This window comes from Flavimobilis soli (assembly GCF_002564025.1).
Classification (GTDB): Bacteria; Actinomycetota; Actinomycetes; order Actinomycetales; family Cellulomonadaceae; genus Flavimobilis; species Flavimobilis soli.
On the sequence record NZ_PDJH01000001.1, the window covers coordinates 2,361,030 to 2,378,044 of the forward strand.

18 protein-coding genes are annotated in these 17,015 nt (G+C 71.2%); all 18 read left to right on the forward strand.

Annotated elements, in window-relative coordinates; genetic code table 11:
* Positions 1-155 precede the first annotated feature (155 nt).
* The 18 genes from ATL41_RS10695 (at position 156) to ATL41_RS10780 (ending at position 16,991) form a co-directional block, all read left to right on the forward strand.
* Entirely contained in the window at positions 156-1,706 is a 1,551-nt protein-coding gene (locus ATL41_RS10695; protein WP_098458459.1) for a glycosyltransferase family 2 protein, read from the forward strand.
* Between the two features lie 234 nt (positions 1,707-1,940).
* Positions 1,941-2,768 (forward strand): flagellin N-terminal helical domain-containing protein, encoded by an 828-nt coding sequence (locus ATL41_RS10700; protein ID WP_098458460.1) that lies wholly within the window; start codon positions 1,941-1,943, stop codon positions 2,766-2,768.
* 205 nt (positions 2,769-2,973) lie between these two features.
* Positions 2,974-3,801 (forward strand): flagellin N-terminal helical domain-containing protein, encoded by an 828-nt coding sequence (locus tag ATL41_RS10705; protein WP_098458461.1) that lies wholly within the window; start codon positions 2,974-2,976, stop codon positions 3,799-3,801.
* Between the two features lie 308 nt (positions 3,802-4,109).
* Positions 4,110-4,925, forward strand: coding sequence for a flagellin N-terminal helical domain-containing protein (locus ATL41_RS10710; RefSeq protein ID WP_098458462.1), 816 nt, complete (start codon positions 4,110-4,112; stop codon positions 4,923-4,925).
* A 205-nt stretch (positions 4,926-5,130) separates the two neighbouring features.
* Positions 5,131-5,946: a flagellin N-terminal helical domain-containing protein gene (locus ATL41_RS10715; RefSeq protein WP_098458463.1), complete on the forward strand. Its 816-nt coding sequence runs from the start codon at positions 5,131-5,133 to the stop codon at positions 5,944-5,946.
* 153 nt (positions 5,947-6,099) lie between these two features.
* Entirely contained in the window at positions 6,100-7,446 is a 1,347-nt protein-coding gene (gene fliD / locus ATL41_RS10720; protein WP_098458464.1) for a flagellar filament capping protein FliD, read from the forward strand.
* Between the two features lie 13 nt (positions 7,447-7,459).
* Positions 7,460-7,894 (forward strand): flagellar export chaperone FliS, encoded by a 435-nt coding sequence (gene fliS / locus ATL41_RS10725; RefSeq protein ID WP_219810391.1) that lies wholly within the window; start codon positions 7,460-7,462, stop codon positions 7,892-7,894.
* A gap of 13 nt (positions 7,895-7,907) precedes the next feature.
* Entirely contained in the window at positions 7,908-8,240 is a 333-nt protein-coding gene (locus ATL41_RS10730) for a hypothetical protein (protein ID WP_098458465.1), read from the forward strand.
* 262 nt (positions 8,241-8,502) lie between these two features.
* Positions 8,503-8,844 (forward strand): flagellar basal body rod protein FlgB, encoded by a 342-nt coding sequence (locus ATL41_RS10735; RefSeq protein ID WP_098458466.1) that lies wholly within the window; start codon positions 8,503-8,505, stop codon positions 8,842-8,844.
* Positions 8,844-9,239: a flagellar basal body rod protein FlgC gene (gene flgC, locus ATL41_RS10740; RefSeq protein ID WP_098458467.1), complete on the forward strand. Its 396-nt coding sequence runs from the start codon at positions 8,844-8,846 to the stop codon at positions 9,237-9,239. Before ATL41_RS10735 ends, flgC begins: the two co-directional genes overlap by 1 nt.
* A complete protein-coding gene (gene fliE, locus ATL41_RS10745) occupies positions 9,239-9,601 on the forward strand; it encodes a flagellar hook-basal body complex protein FliE (protein WP_098458468.1) in 363 nt (120 codons plus the stop codon). The genes flgC and fliE overlap by 1 nt, the downstream gene beginning before the upstream one ends.
* Positions 9,601-11,208, forward strand: coding sequence for a flagellar basal-body MS-ring/collar protein FliF (gene fliF, locus ATL41_RS10750; RefSeq protein WP_098458469.1), 1,608 nt, complete (start codon positions 9,601-9,603; stop codon positions 11,206-11,208). The genes fliE and fliF overlap by 1 nt, the downstream gene beginning before the upstream one ends.
* Positions 11,209-11,213: 5 nt before the next feature.
* Positions 11,214-12,296, forward strand: a complete 1,083-nt coding sequence (fliG, locus tag ATL41_RS10755) for a flagellar motor switch protein FliG (protein ID WP_245854776.1) — start codon at positions 11,214-11,216, stop codon at positions 12,294-12,296.
* Positions 12,286-12,984, forward strand: coding sequence for a FliH/SctL family protein (locus ATL41_RS10760; RefSeq protein ID WP_098458470.1), 699 nt, complete (start codon positions 12,286-12,288; stop codon positions 12,982-12,984). Before fliG ends, ATL41_RS10760 begins: the two co-directional genes overlap by 11 nt.
* Positions 12,981-14,303 (forward strand): FliI/YscN family ATPase, encoded by a 1,323-nt coding sequence (locus tag ATL41_RS10765; protein WP_098458471.1) that lies wholly within the window; start codon positions 12,981-12,983, stop codon positions 14,301-14,303. The genes ATL41_RS10760 and ATL41_RS10765 overlap by 4 nt, the downstream gene beginning before the upstream one ends.
* Complete coding sequence (locus ATL41_RS10770; protein ID WP_098458472.1) at positions 14,303-14,758, forward strand: flagellar export protein FliJ; 456 nt, start codon at positions 14,303-14,305, stop codon at positions 14,756-14,758. Before ATL41_RS10765 ends, ATL41_RS10770 begins: the two co-directional genes overlap by 1 nt.
* Positions 14,755-15,552: a C40 family peptidase gene (locus tag ATL41_RS10775; RefSeq protein WP_098458473.1), complete on the forward strand. Its 798-nt coding sequence runs from the start codon at positions 14,755-14,757 to the stop codon at positions 15,550-15,552. The genes ATL41_RS10770 and ATL41_RS10775 overlap by 4 nt, the downstream gene beginning before the upstream one ends.
* Positions 15,549-16,991 (forward strand): flagellar hook-length control protein FliK, encoded by a 1,443-nt coding sequence (locus ATL41_RS10780; protein WP_098458474.1) that lies wholly within the window; start codon positions 15,549-15,551, stop codon positions 16,989-16,991. Before ATL41_RS10775 ends, ATL41_RS10780 begins: the two co-directional genes overlap by 4 nt.
* Positions 16,992-17,015 lie beyond the last annotated feature (24 nt).

Consider the following 17,015-nt stretch of genomic DNA (forward strand, 5'->3'; position numbering starts at 1 on the left):
TCGAGCGTCCCGAGAGGACGCGGCGCGCCGCGCAGCCGACCGGGGGAGCAGCGCCGGCTCACCTGAGCCGCTCACCATCGGCACGGAACGGACGATAGGGATGCGTGACGGGCACGCGCGTACGCCCGTCAAGCGACCCAGACCCAGGAGACGACGTGCAGAAGAACGCCCGGACCACCGTCAGCGTGGTGATGATCGTCAAGGACGAGGAGGCGGTCCTCGCCAAGAGCCTCGAGTCGACGACGTGGGCGGACCAGGTCGTCGTCTACGACACCGGCTCGACCGACGCGACGCGCGAGATCGCGGCGCGCTACACCGACAGCGTGATCGAGGGCTACTGGGACGACGACTTCGCGGCGGCCCGTAACCGCGCCCAGTCGCACGCGACCGGTGACTGGGTTCTCATCCTCGACGCCGACGAGGTCTTCGTCGGTGACCCCAAGCTCCTGCGCAAGCGGCTCGCGCGCGGCCCCGAGGACACGTTCCTCATGCGCGTCGAGGGGGAGGACGACGGCGTCGTCGTCCCGCTCGCCAACCACTTCAGCGACACGGTCATCACCGGCATCCGCATCTACCGCCGCGGCAGCCGCCAGTGGCAGGGCAAGATCCACGAGCAGCCCGTCCAGACGGGCGCGAGCACCGGCTCGGCCCTGCTCCACACCTGCTCCGTCCGCCACTCCGGCTACACCGTCGAGGCGGTCGCCGCGCACGACAAGGGCGCGCGCAACCTGCGCATCGCCCAGCGCAACCTCGAGAACATCGAGGCGACCGGCACCCCCGCGGAGATCGCCGCGGCCCGCGTCCACGTCGCGCGCTCGATGGTCCTCGCCAACGAGCCGACCGAGGCGCTCGCCTACGCGGAGCAGATCCTCCCTGACCTCCACGACCGCAAGCAGCGCTGGCTGCTCGGCTTCGGCATGAGCGCCGTCGCCGTCAACTCCGGCACCGAGGAGCAGGTGCGCCTGTGGCTCGACGAGTGGGAGCAGCACGACGAGTCGCCCGTCTTCGCGCAGGCGCTGCGTGCCCGCTACGAGATGAGCCGTGGCGACGCCGAAGCAGCGCTCGCCGAGATCGAGAAGATCCCCTCGACGACCGTCACGAGCCAGGGGCAGCGCCTCGACCGCCTCGACCTCGCCCCCGTCGAGGTCGCCGCGCTCGCGAAGCTCGGCCGACGTCGCCCGGCGCAGCTCCTCGCACGCCGTGCAGTCGAGCGTGACATCGCGCCCGGCGCGCCCGCGATCCTCGTCGACTGCTTCACCGAGGAGCAGCTCGCCGGCATCCTCGCGAAGGCCTCGCCGCGCCTGTGGCGCGAGCTCGTGCACGCGTGCGTGCTCGGTGCCGGGCACGCCCGCGTCCGCGACTTCCTCGGCGTCATGTACCGGACCCGCCCGGGAGACATCACCGTGCTGTCCGCCGCGAGCATGCTCGCGCCGGTGATCGACCTCGAGGGCGCTGCGTACTGGTCGGCAGAGCTGCGCCGCCACGGTGCCGCGGAGCAGTGCCTCCTCGTCTCCCTCGCGCAGCACTCCGACCGGGCCGCCCGCGACCGCGCCCTCGCCGCCGCCCTCGCCATCAGCGCGTACGGCGACGAGCGCGCCGTGCCCGCGCTCGAGGAGGCGCTCGGGCTCGTCGCCCCCGAGGACGAGGCCACTCTCCTCGCGGAGCTCGACATCGTCGCGCCCGGTCTCGTCGGGGCGAACGCCTGACCCGCCCCTGCGCGGTACACCGCCCGCCTGCGCCCCTCGGCGCGGGCGGGCGGTGGCGTGTCACGCCCGGGTCGTCGTCGTGACCCGGGCGTCGACCAGCACGCCGAGCGGTGCACGGACGCGCGACGAGAATCCGTCCCAGAAGTCTTCAATCCAGCGAGAAGCGGTCGATCTGCTGCATGTCGGCCCATGGACGGGCCGGTGTTTCGGGCCACGTCAAGGAGGAGAAACATCATGGCTCTCTCGGTCAACACGAACATCGCGGCGCTCAACGCGTACCGCAACCTCGCCAACACGCAGAACGACCTGAGCAAGTCCCTCGAGAAGCTCTCGAGCGGCCTTCGCATCAACCGTGCTGCTGACGACGCTGCCGGTCTGGCGATCTCCGAGGGTCTGCGCGCGCAGATCAACGGCACGAAGCAGGCTGTCCGCAACGCGCAGGACGGCATCTCCGTCGTCCAGACCGCTGAGGGTGCTCTCACCGAGACGCACGCCATCCTCCAGCGCATGCGCACCCTCTCCGTCCAGGCGTCGAACGACGGTGGCCTCAACGCGACCGCCAAGGGCAACATCCAGGACGAGATCTCGCAGCTGAGCACCGAGCTCAACCGCATCGCCGCCACCACGGAGTTCAACGGCAAGAAGCTCCTTGACGGCACCTACTCGGGCGCGTTCCAGGTCGGCGCCAACACGTCGACCAACGACGTCATCACGGTCACGCTCACGACCGCTGTCGGCGTCACGGGCCTCGCGCTCACCACGGTCGACGTGACGACGCTCGCTGGTGCGACCGCCGCCATCGGTGCGATCGACACCGCGATCGACCGGGTCTCCAAGATCCGTTCGACCCTCGGTGCGGTCCAGAACCGTTTCGACCACACGATCAACAACCTCAACGTCGCCGCGGAGAACCTGGCCGCGTCGGAGAGCCGTATCCGTGACACGGACATGGCCTCGGAGATGGTCCAGTACACCCGTTCGTCGATCCTGTCGCAGGCCGGCACGGCGATGCTGGCCCAGGCGAAGTCGATCCCGCAGAGCGTTCTCCAGCTCCTCCAGTGAGCTGAGGGTCACCGGTCACGGTGACCCGCGCCCCTGCACCGCGAGAAGGCGGGCGGACCTGACGGTCCGCCCGCCTTCTCGCATGCCGGTCGCGGGGCTCGATCCTCGCGCGGAAACCTACTAACCCGCGCTTCTCGACCGATGTGCTCAGTGTCGGCCCATGGACGGGCCGGTGTTTCGGGCCACGTCAAGGAGGAGAAACATCATGGCTCTCTCGGTCAACACGAACATCGCGGCGCTCAACGCGTACCGCAACCTCGCCAACACGCAGAACGACCTGAGCAAGTCCCTCGAGAAGCTCTCGAGCGGCCTTCGCATCAACCGTGCTGCTGACGACGCTGCCGGTCTGGCGATCTCCGAGGGTCTGCGCGCGCAGATCAACGGCACGAAGCAGGCCGTCCGCAACGCGCAGGACGGCATCTCCGTCGTCCAGACCGCTGAGGGTGCTCTCACCGAGACGCACTCCATCCTCCAGCGCATGCGCACCCTGTCCGTCCAGGCCGCGAACGACGGTGGCCTCAACGCGACCGCCAAGGGCAACATCCAGGACGAGATCACGCAGCTCGCCACGGAGCTCGACCGCATCGCGGCCACCACGGAGTTCAACGGCAAGACCCTGCTCGACGGCTCCTACGACGGTGCGTTCCAGGTCGGCGCCAACACCTCGACCAACGACGTCATCACGGTCGAGCTGAGCACGGGCATGTCCTCGGGCGACCTCGGCGTCGACGCTCTGGCCGTCGCCACGTTCGCGGGCGCGAGCGCTGCGATCGTCGCGATCGACGCCGCGATCGACACGGTCTCCAAGACCCGTTCGTCGCTCGGTGCGGTCCAGAACCGTTTCGACCACACGATCAACAACCTCAACGTCGCCGCGGAGAACCTGGCCGCGTCGGAGAGCCGTATCCGTGACACGGACATGGCCTCGGAGATGGTCCAGTACACCCGTTCGTCGATCCTGTCGCAGGCCGGCACGGCGATGCTGGCCCAGGCGAAGTCGATCCCGCAGAGCGTCCTGCAGCTCCTCCAGTGAGCTGAGGGTCGCCGGTCACGGTGACCCGCGCCCCTGCACCTCGCGAAGGCGGGCGGACCACCCGGTCCGTCCGCCTTCGCGCATGTTCGGGGCGTCCTGGGTGCACGAGCCCGACCTCTCGGAGCGGTCCGCGCCGTCGGCTGGCAGCGCCTCCCGGGCCGTGGCACCTGGGCTGCGCAGACCGTGCCCAGGCCCCGCGAGAAGAAGGTGCGGTGAATCTCTACAGTCCCGCACCTGCCTGCCGATCGGTCGGGCGCCGGTCCTTGGACGGACCGGTCAGTCGGGCCACGTCAAGGAGGAGAAACATCATGGCTCTCTCGGTCAACACGAACATCGCGGCGCTCAACGCGTACCGCAACCTCGCCAACACGCAGAACGACCTGAGCAAGTCCCTCGAGAAGCTCTCGAGCGGCCTTCGCATCAACCGTGCTGCTGACGACGCTGCCGGTCTGGCGATCTCCGAGGGTCTGCGCGCGCAGATCAACGGCACGAAGCAGGCTGTCCGCAACGCGCAGGACGGCATCTCCGTCGTCCAGACCGCTGAGGGTGCTCTCACCGAGACGCACGCCATCCTCCAGCGCATGCGCACCCTGTCCGTCCAGGCGGGCAACGACGGTGGCCTCAACGCGACCGCCAAGGGCAACATCCAGGACGAGATCACCCAGCTCACGACCGAGCTCGACCGCATCGCGGCCACCACGGAGTTCAACGGCAAGAAGCTCCTCAACGGCTCCTACGCGGGCACGTTCCAGGTCGGCGCCAACACCTCGGCGAACGACGTCATCGCCGTCACGATCGGCACGATGACCGCTGCTGCACTCTCGGTCAACGCCCTGACCATGGACAGCGCCGGCGCGGCCGTCACGGCGATCGACGTCGCGATCGACGCGGTCTCCAAGACCCGCTCGAAGCTCGGTGCGGTCCAGAACCGTTTCGACCACACGATCAACAACCTCAACGTCGCCGCGGAGAACCTGGCCGCGTCGGAGAGCCGTATCCGTGACACGGACATGGCCTCGGAGATGGTCCAGTACACCCGTTCGTCGATCCTGTCGCAGGCCGGCACGGCGATGCTGGCCCAGGCGAAGTCGATCCCGCAGAGTGTCCTGCAGCTCCTCCAGTGAGCTGAGGGTCACCGGTCACGGTGACCCGCGCCCCTGCACCGCGAGAAGGCGGGCGGACCTGACGGTCCGCCCGCCTTCTCGCATGCCGGTCGCGGGGCTCGATCCTCGCGCGGAAACCTACTAACCCGCGCTTCTCGACCGATGTGCTCAGTGTCGGCCCATGGACGGGCCGGTGTTTCGGGCCACGTCAAGGAGGAGAAACATCATGGCTCTCTCGGTCAACACGAACATCGCGGCGCTCAACGCGTACCGCAACCTGTCGAACACGCAGAACGACCTGAGCAAGTCCCTCGAGAAGCTCTCGAGCGGCCTTCGCATCAACCGTGCTGCTGACGACGCTGCCGGTCTGGCGATCTCCGAGGGTCTGCGCGCGCAGATCAACGGCACGAAGCAGGCCGTCCGCAACGCGCAGGACGGCATCTCCGTCGTCCAGACCGCTGAGGGTGCTCTCACCGAGACGCACTCGATCCTGCAGCGCATGCGCACCCTGTCCGTCCAGGCCGCGAACGACGGTGGCCTGAACGCGACCGCGAAGACGAACATCCAGGACGAGATCACGCAGCTCGCCACCGAGCTCGACCGCATCGCGGCCACCACGGAGTTCAACGGCAAGAAGCTCCTCGCGGGCACCTACGCGGGCAGCTTCCAGGTCGGCGCCAACACCTCGGCGAACGACGTCATCGCCGTCTCCATCGGCACCATGAGCGCCACGGCCCTCTCGGTCAACGCCCTCACGATGGACAACGCCTCGGACGCGATCACCAAGATCGACGCCGCGATCGACGCGGTCTCCAAGACCCGTTCGAAGCTCGGTGCGGTCCAGAACCGTTTCGACCACACGATCAACAACCTCAACGTCGCCGCGGAGAACCTGGCCGCGTCGGAGAGCCGTATCCGTGACACGGACATGGCCTCCGAGATGGTCGACTACACCCGTGCCTCGATCCTGTCGCAGGCCGGCACGGCGATGCTCGCGCAGGCGAAGTCGATCCCGCAGAGCGTTCTCCAGCTCCTCCAGTGAGCTGAGGGTCACCGGTCACGGTGACCCGCGCCCCTGCACCACCGGGCGGCGGGAGGGCTACGGCCCTCCCGCCGCACGGCGCAAGACCCGCAGCCGCGACCGCGGCTCGCACGCACGACACCTAGGCACCCGCAACGAACGAAGGACATCACGATGGCCGGACTCGCGATCGACGGTCTCAGCTCGGGACTCGACACCACCGCGCTCATCAACAGCCTCATCGCGATCGAGGGCAACCAGCAGGTCCTCCTCAAGCAGAAGCAGTCGACGAGCTCCTCGCTCGTGACCGCGCTGCAGGCGCTCAACACGCGGGTCGCCTCTCTCGCCGAGGCTGCCAAGACCGCCACGAAGGACTCCTCGTGGGGTGCGGTCAAGGGCACCTCGAGCGCCGAGTCGGTCGTCGTCACCGCCGCGAGCGGTGCCGTCCCCTCGACGCTCTCGTTCACGGTCGACCGCGTCGCGACGTCCCAGTCGTCGCTCCTGACGGTCCCGGCGGACCTCGACGCCGACAACCCGACGCTGACGATCTCGCTCGGGGGCAAGGACACCGCTGTCACCGCCCTCACGACCGACCCGCGTGACATCGCCGCGGCGATCAACTCGTCCGACGCCGGCGTCAAGGCCGCCGTCATCAACGTCGGCACGGCCGACGCCCCGAGCTACCGCCTGCAGCTGACCGGCACCGAGACCGGCGCCGCGAACACGTTCACCGTGTCCTACGCGAGCGGGGGCGGCACCACCGCCGCGAGCCTGAGCCAGGTCCGCGCCGCTGGCGACGCCCAGATCACCCTGTTCCCCGGCACGGACGCCGCGCAGTCGATGACGAGCTCGACGAACGCGTTCAACGGTGTCCTCGCCGACGTGACGATCACCGTCTCCAAGGTCGAGGCGGAGGCCGTGACGGTCGACGTCGTGCGCGACACCGAGGCGCTGACGAGCCTCGCGAAGAACCTCGTGAGCAACATCGAGGTCGTGCTCTCCGAGATCAGCTCGCGCACCAAGGCCACGACGGGTACCGCGGAGGACGGCGGTACGAAGCTCACCCCTGGCCTGTTCGGCGGCGACGCGACGATCCGCATGCTCCAGCAGGACATCCTCGCGCAGGCGAGCGCTCCGATCGACGGCGTCTCCCCGGCCGACGTCGGCATCGTCATCTCCCGCGACGGCACCTTCACGTTCGACGAGGAGAAGTTCACGGCCGCTCTCGCGGCCGACCCGGCGAAGGTCCAGAAGATCGTCTCCGGCGTCGCCGCAAACGTCCAGGCCGTCGCCGACCGCGCCTCCGACAAGGTCGACGGGACGCTGACGACCCGCATCAAGTCGACCCAGGACGCGGTGAGCGAGCTCGGCAACCGCATCTCCGACTGGGACGACCGCCTCGCTCGTCGTCGCGAGACCCTCGTGCGGATCTACTCCGCGCTCGAGGTGTCGATGAGCAAGATGCAGTCCACGTCGAGCTGGCTGGCGTCGCAGCTCGAACAGCTGAACGCGTCGAAGTAGACGAGGAGAGATCGTGACCACCGACCTGAGATCTGAGTACCTCGCGCAGAGCGTGCTCAATGCGACACCGTCGACTCTCGTGACGATGTTGTACGACAGGCTGCTGCTCGACATCAGCCGTGCGCGCAAGGCGATCGCGGCGGGCGACAAGGCGGGCTGCAACGCGGCTGCCCTCCACGCCCAGGACATCGTCACCGAGCTCATGACGACGCTCGACGTCTCGGCCTGGGCCGGCGCGCAGAACCTGCTGACCCTGTACTCCTACCTGAGCACCGAGCTCGTCAAGGCGAACGTCAACCAGGACGACGAGCGCTTCGACGCGTGCCGCGCGCTCATCGAGCCGTTGCGCGAGGCCTGGCACACGGCCGCGCGCGAGCTGTCGGCCGAGCAGGCTGCTCCTATCCCTCCGGCCGTCGTCGGCCCGAGGGGGGAGCTGGGCGTCGGGTGAGCACGTGCTGACCATGACCGACGACTCAGCCACGTCGGCGTGGATCCACGCGCTCGACATCCTCGAGCGCGACCTCGCTGAGACGAACGCGCTCCTGGACGCCGCGCCGGACAACGAGATCGCGGAGCTCGCGCTGCGGCGCGCCTCCCAGTGGCGGGTGCCGCACGGCATCGGCCCGCTTCCGCGTACCCTCGCCGGGCGGGCGACCGCCGTGCTCGAGGCGCAGAAGGCGACCGCGAGCAGGCTCGCGCGCGCGATGGCGGCGACGCGCCGCCAGGTCGAGGTGATCGACGCCTCCGACCCGCTCGAGCGCGAGCGTCCTGTGTACCTCGACACCGAGGGCTGAGAAGCTGCCGAGAGCGCCGGACCCCGACGGGCCGGCGCTCTCGTCGTACGCGGAGGGCGCGGGTGCTAGCACCCACCTGAGCCGACGTTGACCGCGCACGTCCGAATCGTTCGGAAGGGCCGTTTCCGCCAGGCGGACCTGCATATTTGTCGACGGAACTCCTTAACAGTAGGACCTGCGTCCCGATAGGACCGACGAGCATGGATCGCTCGTCAGAACGGCCACGGATCGGCCACTCGAACCACACCTCAGGGACATCTCCGTGTTCGATTCCGTGAGCTTCGGCGCGCTCAACAGCGCCCTCGACGGTCTTGCCCTGCGTCAGCGGGTGATCGCCCACAACATCGCGAACGTGCAGACGCCCGGCTTCCACGCCAGCCGCGTGTCCTTCGAGGACGAGCTCACCTCCGCGGTCCGAGTCGGCAACGGCGCGGTCAGCGCCACCCAGGCGACGTCGCTCGAGCCCACCCGGCTCGACGGCAACAACGTGAACCTCGACAGCGAGACGCTTCTCAACATCGACACGAACCTGCGCTACCAGCTGGCCACCCAGGCCATGGACGGCCAGTTCAGCTCCATCCGTACGGCGATGAGGACCAGCTGATGACGACCTTCGGAGCACTCGGCATCGCCTCGACAGGCATGACCGTCCACCGCAAGTGGCTCGACGCGATCAGCGACAACCTCGCGAACGCCAACAACGCCACCCGCACCGACGAGGCAGCCTTCCAGGCGCGCTACATCGTCGCGCAGGAGATGCAGGAGGGGCAGGGCGTCCACGTCGCCGGCGTCGTGCTCGGCTCCGAGGAGGGGCGCATGGTCTACGAGCCCACGAACCCCCTCGCCGACGAGGAGGGCTACGTCCGGTACCCCGACATCGACATGTCGAGCCAGATGACCACGCTGATCATGGCCCAGCGTGGCTACCAGGCCAACGCCACCGTCGTCGACCGCGCCCGCGCCACCTACGAGGCCGCACTCCAGATCGGTAGGAACTGATGAGCTTCCCTGCCATCCCCGTCGGCGCGATCAGCGCCGTGACCGGTACCAGCGGCACCGGCTATCTCGACCCCGCCGCCCTGGACGCGACCGCCACCGGCACGCAGGGCTCCAGCTCCGCGCTGGGCGCAGGAGCCTCCAGCCCCGTGTTCGGCTCGTACCTCACGGACGCCGTCGAGAACCTGCAGAGCGTCCAGGAGAAGTCGAGCGCTCTCGCGATCCGCGCCGTCACCGGCGACCTCGACGACGTGCACGACTACACGATCGCCGCGAGCGAGGCAGCCGTCACCCTCGAGCTGACCGCCGCCGTCCGTAACAAGGCCGTCGAGGCCTTCGCCGAGATCATGAGGATGCAGGCCTGATGCCCGAGAAGATCTCGCACGCCGCCGCCCGCCTGGGCGCGGCCATCAAGGAGTTCACGATCGCGCAGCGCACGCTGACCCTCGTGGGTCTCGGCGTCATGGCCGCGATCGTCATCGGCCTCTACGCGTGGAGCTCGCGCCCCACCTACGCGCCGCTGTACACCGGCCTCGCCGCGACCGACGCGAGCGCCGTCGTCGAGCAGCTCGAGGCCTCGGGCGTCTCCTACCAGCTCGCCGACGGCGGGGCGACGGTCATGGTCCCCAAGGACTCCGTCTACCAGATGCGTCTCAAGACGGCCGCGGCCGGACTGCCCGCCGCGAGCGACGGCGGCTACTCGCTGCTCGACGAGATGGGCATGGGCTCCTCGGAGTTCCAGCAGTCCACGACGTACAAGCGTGCGATGGAGGGCGAGCTCGCCAAGACCATCAGCGCGATGAAGGGCGTCGAGACCGCGTCGGTCCAGCTCGCCCTCCCCGAGGACACCGTCTTCGTCGCCGAGAAGGCCGACCCGACCGCCTCGGTGTTCGTCGGTCTGCGCACGGGCCAGACGCTCGACGACGACCAGGTCCAGGCGATCGTCCACCTCGTCTCCGCCTCGATCGAGAACATGAAGCCGACCGACGTCGCCGTCATCGACTCGACCGGCAAGGTCTTGTCCGCCGTCGGCGTCGGCGCCGCGGGCTCCGGCTCCGGCAAGCAGAACCGCGAGTACGAGGAGCGCATCGTCTCCTCGGTCCAGACGATGCTCGACCGCATCGTCGGCCCCGGCAACGCCGTCGTCTCCGTCACCGCCGACCTGGACTTCGACCAGGTGCAGCGCACCGAGGAGCGGTTCGAGAGCAACAAGGACGTCCAGCCGCTCACCGAGAGCCGCACCTCCGAGACCTACACGGGCGGCGGCCCGAACACCACCAGCGGCGTCCTCGGCCCCGATAACATCGCGGTGCCCACCGGCGAGAACGAGGACGGCGAGTACGCGAACGAGTCCGAGACCAAGACCAACGCGGTCGACAAGATCACGCAGGTGACCGAGGCGGCGCCCGGCACGGTCCGCCGCCAGTCCGTGTCCGTCGCGGTCGACCAGAACGCCGCAGCGGCCCTGTCGATGGCCGAGCTCGAGAGCCTCGTCGCCTCGGCCGCCGGCGTCGACGAGGAGCGCGGCGACGTCGTGACCGTCTCGCGGATGGCGTTCGACTCGTCCAACGCGTCGGCGGCGCAGGCCGCCCTGGCCGCCGAGCGTGAGGCGGCCGCGAAGGCCGAGCGCGCCGCACTGATCCGCACCGCGGTCATGGCCGGTCTGGGTGTAGTCCTCGTGATCGCCCTCGCCGTCGTCGTCGCCCGCTCCCGCAAGAGCAAGGGCGACGAGCGCACCGCGCTCGACATCGGCGACCTCGAGCCGCTGCCCGTCGCGCCCGTCGACCCGACCGCCCTCGCGCTCGACATGGTCGAGGAGACCGAGCAGACCCTCGCGATGATCGCCCCGGTCGACGAGCTCCAGCTCGACGCCGAGGCGAAGCGCAACGAGGTCGGCAACATGGCCGACTCGGATCCCGCCGAGATCGCTGACCGACTCCGCTCGATGATGGACGTGGGGGCCCGCAAGTGACCGTCGTGACGACCAACGACCCCGCCGTCGCCGCAGCCGCGGCCGTCGTCGACGCCCCCCGCGTCGAGCGCCCGCGCCCGAACACCGCAGCGCTCTCGGGCACGCAGCGCGCCGCGCTCGTGCTCATGCAGCTCGGTCGTGAGCGTGCGGCGCGCGTCCTCTCCGAGCTCTCCGAGCCGGAGATCGAGGACATCACCGCCGCGATCGTGCGGATGGAGCGCGTCGACCGTGACATGGCCGACGAGGTCATGCGCGAGTTCTACGACACCCTCCAGGGCGGTCAGGCGCTCGCGCACGGTGGTCTCGGCTACGCGACCCAGCTGCTCGAGGCGGCCGTCGGCGACGAGCGCGCCGCGACGATGCTCGAGCGTCTCCAGGAGTCGCTCGCCGGCCAGCCCTTCGAGTTCCTCCAGGCGGCCGACGCCCGGCAGGTCATCGCCCTCATCAACGGCGAGCACCCCCAGGCGATCGCCCTCGTCCTCGCGCACCTGCGCCCCGAGCACGCCTCGCTCATCCTCGGCGGCCTCCCGCCGGAGACGCAGGCCGCCGTCGCGCACCGCATCGCCCTCATGGACCGCGCGGCGCCCGACGTCGTCTCGACCGTGGCCGAGTGCCTGCAGCGCAAGTCCGCGAGCGTGCTCACGCCCCGCGAGACGAGCCAGATCGGCGGCGTGCAGCCGCTCGTCGAGATCATCAACCGCGCCGACCCCGGCACGGAGAAGCTCATCCTCGAGGGCCTCGAGGAGAAGGACGCCGAGCTCGCCGACGAGGTGCGCAGCCGCATGTTCGTCTTCGCGGACATCGTGCTGCTCGAGGACCGTGCGCTCCAGCTCGTCCTGCGCGGCGTCGAGACGCCGACCCTCGCGCTCGCGCTCAAGGGCGCGGGCGAGGGCGAGCGTAACGCCGTCCTGCGCAACCTCTCGGAGCGCGCGCGCAACAACCTCACCGAGGAGATCGAGCTGCTCGGCGCCGTCCGCGTCTCGCAGGTCGAGGAGGCGCGCAGCCAGATCGTCCAGACGATCCGCCGCCTCGAGGAGTCGGGCCAGATCATCATCCGCCGCGAGGGCGAGGACGAGTATGTCTCCTGAGCCCGGCTTCGCGACCGCGCAGCTCGCCGTCGTGTCCGACTCACGCACCCAGCAGGTGCGCGAGCAGGCGCGCGTCGGCGGCTACGCGGCGGGCTGGGCCGAGGGCACGCGCGCGGCAGCAGCCGCCGCCGACCGCGCTGCGCAGCGCGTCGCCGAGCGCGTCGAGGCAGAGCGCGCCGAGGCGCGCGCCAAGGTCGACCGTGCGCTCGCGACGCTCGCGTCGGCCGCGCGTGCGGTCAACGACCGCACGATCCCCGTCGTCGAGGAGGCGCACGAGCTGATCGCGCGCCTCGCTCTCGACCTCGCCGAGGCGATCGTCGGTGTCGAGCTGTCCAGCACGGAGAACTCGGCGCGCTCCGCGCTCGCCCGCGCCCTCGCAGTCCCGACCGGGACCGAGATCGTGGCGATCCGCCTCAACCCGCAGGACCTCGCGCACCTCGAGATGCTCGCGGGCACCGCGGCGAAGGCCGGGCACGTCGTCGGCGTCCCCGACGGCGTCGAGCTCGTGGCGGACGCGACGCTCGCCCCGGGCGACGCGATCAGCGAGCTTCCCACCGGCTACCTCGACGCGCGCGTCGCGACGGGCGCCGCCCGCCTGCGCGCCGCCGTCGAGCAGGCGCTCGACAGCGGCGAGCCTCTCGTCGAGCAGGCCGTCGCGGCCGGTCAGGACCGGGAGACGCTGTCATGACGTGGACCTCGACGCTCGACGTCGCGCGCCCCGAGCTCGTGGGACGCGTGCGCCAGGCTGTCGGTCTCTCCGTCGAGGTGGAGGGGCTCGACCTCGCCATCGGCGACCTCGTCCAGCTCGGCGACGGCCCGGTCGGCTCGGGCACCCACGTGCCCGCCGAGGTCGTCGCCGCGACCGTCGGCGCTGCCCGCTGCATGCCGCTCGCGCCCCCGCACGGTCTGCGCGCCGGCCTCGAGGCGCGCGCGACCGGCGGGTCGCTGCGCGTGCCCGTCGGCCCCGGCCTGCTCGGCCGCGTCCTCGACGGTCTCGGGCAGCCCATCGACGGCAAGGGTCCGCTGCGCGACGTCACGTACGTCGACATCGCCGGCCGCGCCCCGCACCCGCTCGCGCGCCAGCGCGTCGCCAACCCCCTCAACCTCGGCGTGCGCACGCTCGACACGCTCACGACCGTCGGCTGCGGCCAGCGCATCGGCCTCTTCGCGGGCTCCGGCGTCGGCAAGTCGACGCTCCTGTCGATGATCGCGCGCGGCACGGACGCGCAGATCTCGGTCATCTCGCTCGTCGGCGAGCGTGGCCGCGAGGTCCGCGAGTTCCTCGAGGACGACCTCGGCCCGGAGGGCCTCGCCCGCTCGGTCGTCGTCGTCGCGACGTCGGACCAGCCGGCGCTCGTGCGCAAGCGTTCCGCGTTCGTCGCGACCCGCATCGCGGAGCACCTGCGCGACGGCGGCGCGGACGTCGTCCTGATGATGGACTCGCTCACGCGTGTCGCGATGGCCCAGCGCGAGATCGGCCTGTCGGTCGGCGAGCCGCCCGCGACGCGTGGCTACCCGCCGAGCGTGTTCTCGCTGCTCGCCGAGCTGCTCGAGCGCGCTGGTACCGGCGCGACCGGCTCGGTGACGGGGATCTACACCGTCCTCGTCGACGGCGACGACCACAACGAGCCGATCGCCGACCAGGCGCGCTCGATCCTCGACGGTCACGTCGTGCTCGACCGCAAGCTCGCGACCGCGGGGCACTTCCCGTCGATCGACGCGCTCGGCTCCATCTCCCGTGTCGCGTCGCGCGTCACGACGCGCGAGCAGCGTGCGGACGCGACCGAGCTGCGTCGCGTCATGGCGGCGCGCCGCTCGGTCCAGGACCTGGTCGACGTCGGCGCGTACGTCGCGGGTTCGAACCCGCTCGTCGACGCGGCTCTCGCGAGCGCTCAGGAGATCGACGCGTTCCTCCAGCAGGGCGTCGACGAAGAGGCGCCTGCGGCCGAGTCGTGGGCTCGCCTGCACGAGCTCGTCAGTCGCTTCGGGACGAGGGAGGCAGCCTGATGGCGGACAAGTTCCGGCTAGCGGGCCTCTTGCGGTTCCGCAAGCTCCAGGAGGACCAGGCGGCGGCCGAGCTCGGCCGGGCGAACGGCGAGACGGCGCGTGCGCGCATGCACGCCCGCAAGGCCGCCGAGGCGCTCGGGTCGCACAAGCTGCCCGACGCGGTGGACGTCACGGCGTGGCAGGCGGCCCTCGCGGGTCGTGCCGCGCTGCGTACGGACGTCGACGTCGCGACCGCCCTCGTCGCGCGTGCCGCGCGCACCGCGCAGGAGCGCGAGGCGGAGTGGAAGGCCGCGCGTGCGCGGTCGCTGCCGCTCGAGAAGCTCGAGGAGCGCCACGCCGAGCGTGTCGCCCAGGCGGAGCTCGCGGCGGACCAGGTCGTGATCGACGAGGCGGCGAGCCGGGTGCGTGCGCCCGAGGACGTCGCGGCGTCGACGACGGGGGAGGAGGAGCGATGAGCATCGACTCCGTCCTCAGCCGCGTGTCCGCGATCCAGTCCCTCATGAGCTCGCTCGGTGGCCAGGTCGCCGGTGGCTACCTCGGCGCGTCCGCCCTGGGCGCGACGGGTGTGGCTAGGTCTGACGGCTCGGCGACGTCGAGCTCGGTCGCGTCGACCTCGACCGCGACGTCGGAGCAGTTCGCCCAGGCGCTCGCTGCCGCGGGCCTGACGGGCACGACCGGCGTCCAGGACGCCGCGTCGCCGACCTCGACGGGCCCGACCGCTCAGAGTCTGGTCTCCGCTGCCGAAAAGTATCGTGGCGTCCCGTATGTCTGGGGTGGCGAGTCTCGGTCCGGCATGGACTGCTCGGGCCTCGTGCAGCGGGCGCTAGCTGATCTCGGCGTCGATGCTCCGCGCACGGCGCGCGAGCAGATGACGATCGGCACCTCCGTCGCGTCGCTCGACGAGGCGCTCCCGGGCGATCTCGTCGTGTTCGACGGTGGCTCGCACATCGGCATCTACGTCGGTGACAACCGCATGATCCATGCGCCGAGGCCGGGCAAGGTCGTCCAGGAGGCAGACGTGTACGAGAAGCCCACAGCGATCCGTCGCGTCCTGCCGCAGGCCGCGGCCGCCGCCACGAGCCAGAGCGCCGTCGCGACCGCGCTCATGTCCGCGCTCACCACGGTGGGAGCGACCAACGGCACGCCGAGCACGAGCGTCGCCACGAGCACGGAAGCGCTGACCAGCTCGGTCGCGTCCGCCGACGTGCAGCGCCTCGCGCTGCAGATGCTGACAGGGAGTGCCGCATGACCCTCCAGATCTCTGTCGCGGACCTCAAGGCCGCCAGGCCTGCGGTCGCGACGTCGTCGCAGCCCGGCACGCGGACGGACGACGCGTTCGCGCGGACGCTCGACCGTGCGACCCAGGACCGCCAGTCCTCGAAGGACGCCGTCGGTGCTCGGCGCGACGACCGCGCCCAGGCCGACCGCGCGCTCGCAGACCGTGCACAGCTCGCTCGTACGCAGGAGCGTGCGCAGGCCGACAAGGCCCGCGCCGAGCGCGCACGGTCGACACGGGCCGACGCCGCCCGCGCCGACGCCGCCCGCGCCGGTGCGGCCCGTGACGGTTCGCGGACCGAGCGTCCCACGGCGTCGCGCGACGACGTCCGCCCGCACGTCGGGGACGACGCCGCGGCCACGGACGGGACGACCTCGCCGGTCGCGGGGGAGCAGGCTCCGGCCGCTCCCGTCGTGGACGCCGAGGTTCCCACCGCCCCGGCCGCCGCGCTCCCGGTCCCTGCCGAGACCGCTGAGCAGCCGGTCGCCGAGACCGACGTCGAGGCGCCCGTCGCCGAGGCGGCACCTGCGGCTCCCACGGACCAGCCGGCCCCGGCGGTCGCCGCCGCGGCCGCGCCGGCCGTCGCGGCCCCCGTGGCCGACGAGGCGCCGGCTTCCGTCGCGGACGGCGCACGTGCGCAGGCCGCGTTCCAGCGCAGCGCTGCTCTCGGCGCCGCCGCCGCGCAGCCCGCCGAGCCGGCCGCACCGGTCGCGCAGGGTGCTGCGCCGCAGCGCGCCGAGGCGAGCGTGCCGCAGCAGCTCGCCGTGGCGACCGCGCAGGTCGACGCCGCAGCAGCAGCCCCGGTGGTCGCCGCGATGCGCCCGGCGGGTGCCGAGCAGTCGACCGGCCGCGCTCTGCCCGAGGGCTTCACGCCCGTCGGCGCGGCCTCCGCGGCGAGCCCGACGACGCAGACCGCCCCGGCCACCCCGGCGGCTGCTCCCGCAGCCCCGGCCCGCACCGAGGCGCCGCCGCTCGCCGAGCAGCTCCGGGCCCCGCTCGCACGCTTGCGCGCGCTCCCGGCGGGCGACCACCTGCTCACCCTCAAGGTCGACCCGAAGTCGCTCGGCCCGGTCGAGGTCCGGGCGCACATCGGCGCCGACGGGGTCCGCATCGAGCTCGTCGGCGGGACCGACGCGGCGCGCGAGCAGCTCCGCGGGATCCTGCCCGAGCTGCGCCGCGACCTCGCCGCGACCGGCATGCAGGCCCAGCTCGACCTCGGCTCGGGCAAGTCGGACGGTCAGGCGGCCCAGCAGGGCAGCGGGCTCGACGCCGACGGCGGCAACGGCTCGGCCCGCCCGCAGGCCGCACGCGGTGAGGGCCGCGGCCCCGCGACCGAGGCGGCGCCTGCGACGGCACCGCGCCCCGACATCCTTCCCACGGACGAGCGCTCCGGCGTCGACGTCCTCGCCTGAAGCTCCCCCGAAAGGACACGCAGA

Bases quoted from the DNA above. Each gene is read 5' to 3' on its own strand.
- ATL41_RS10700 (WP_098458460.1), top strand. From the start codon at position 1,941: ATGGCTCTCTCGGTCAACACGAACATCGCGGCGCTCAACGCGTACCGC.
- ATL41_RS10705 (WP_098458461.1), top strand. From the start codon at position 2,974: ATGGCTCTCTCGGTCAACACGAACATCGCGGCGCTCAACGCGTACCGC.
- ATL41_RS10710 (WP_098458462.1), top strand. From the start codon at position 4,110: ATGGCTCTCTCGGTCAACACGAACATCGCGGCGCTCAACGCGTACCGC.
- ATL41_RS10715 (WP_098458463.1), top strand. From the start codon at position 5,131: ATGGCTCTCTCGGTCAACACGAACATCGCGGCGCTCAACGCGTACCGC.
- fliD (WP_098458464.1), top strand. From the start codon at position 6,100: ATGGCCGGACTCGCGATCGACGGTCTCAGCTCGGGACTCGACACCACC.
- ATL41_RS10730 (WP_098458465.1), top strand. From the start codon at position 7,908: ATGACCGACGACTCAGCCACGTCGGCGTGGATCCACGCGCTCGACATC.
- flgC (WP_098458467.1), top strand. From the start codon at position 8,844: ATGACGACCTTCGGAGCACTCGGCATCGCCTCGACAGGCATGACCGTC.
- fliE (WP_098458468.1), top strand. From the start codon at position 9,239: ATGAGCTTCCCTGCCATCCCCGTCGGCGCGATCAGCGCCGTGACCGGT.
- fliF (WP_098458469.1), top strand. From the start codon at position 9,601: ATGCCCGAGAAGATCTCGCACGCCGCCGCCCGCCTGGGCGCGGCCATC.
- ATL41_RS10760 (WP_098458470.1), top strand. From the start codon at position 12,286: ATGTCTCCTGAGCCCGGCTTCGCGACCGCGCAGCTCGCCGTCGTGTCC.
- ATL41_RS10765 (WP_098458471.1), top strand. From the start codon at position 12,981: ATGACGTGGACCTCGACGCTCGACGTCGCGCGCCCCGAGCTCGTGGGA.
- ATL41_RS10770 (WP_098458472.1), top strand. From the start codon at position 14,303: ATGGCGGACAAGTTCCGGCTAGCGGGCCTCTTGCGGTTCCGCAAGCTC.
- ATL41_RS10775 (WP_098458473.1), top strand. From the start codon at position 14,755: ATGAGCATCGACTCCGTCCTCAGCCGCGTGTCCGCGATCCAGTCCCTC.
- ATL41_RS10780 (WP_098458474.1), top strand. From the start codon at position 15,549: ATGACCCTCCAGATCTCTGTCGCGGACCTCAAGGCCGCCAGGCCTGCG.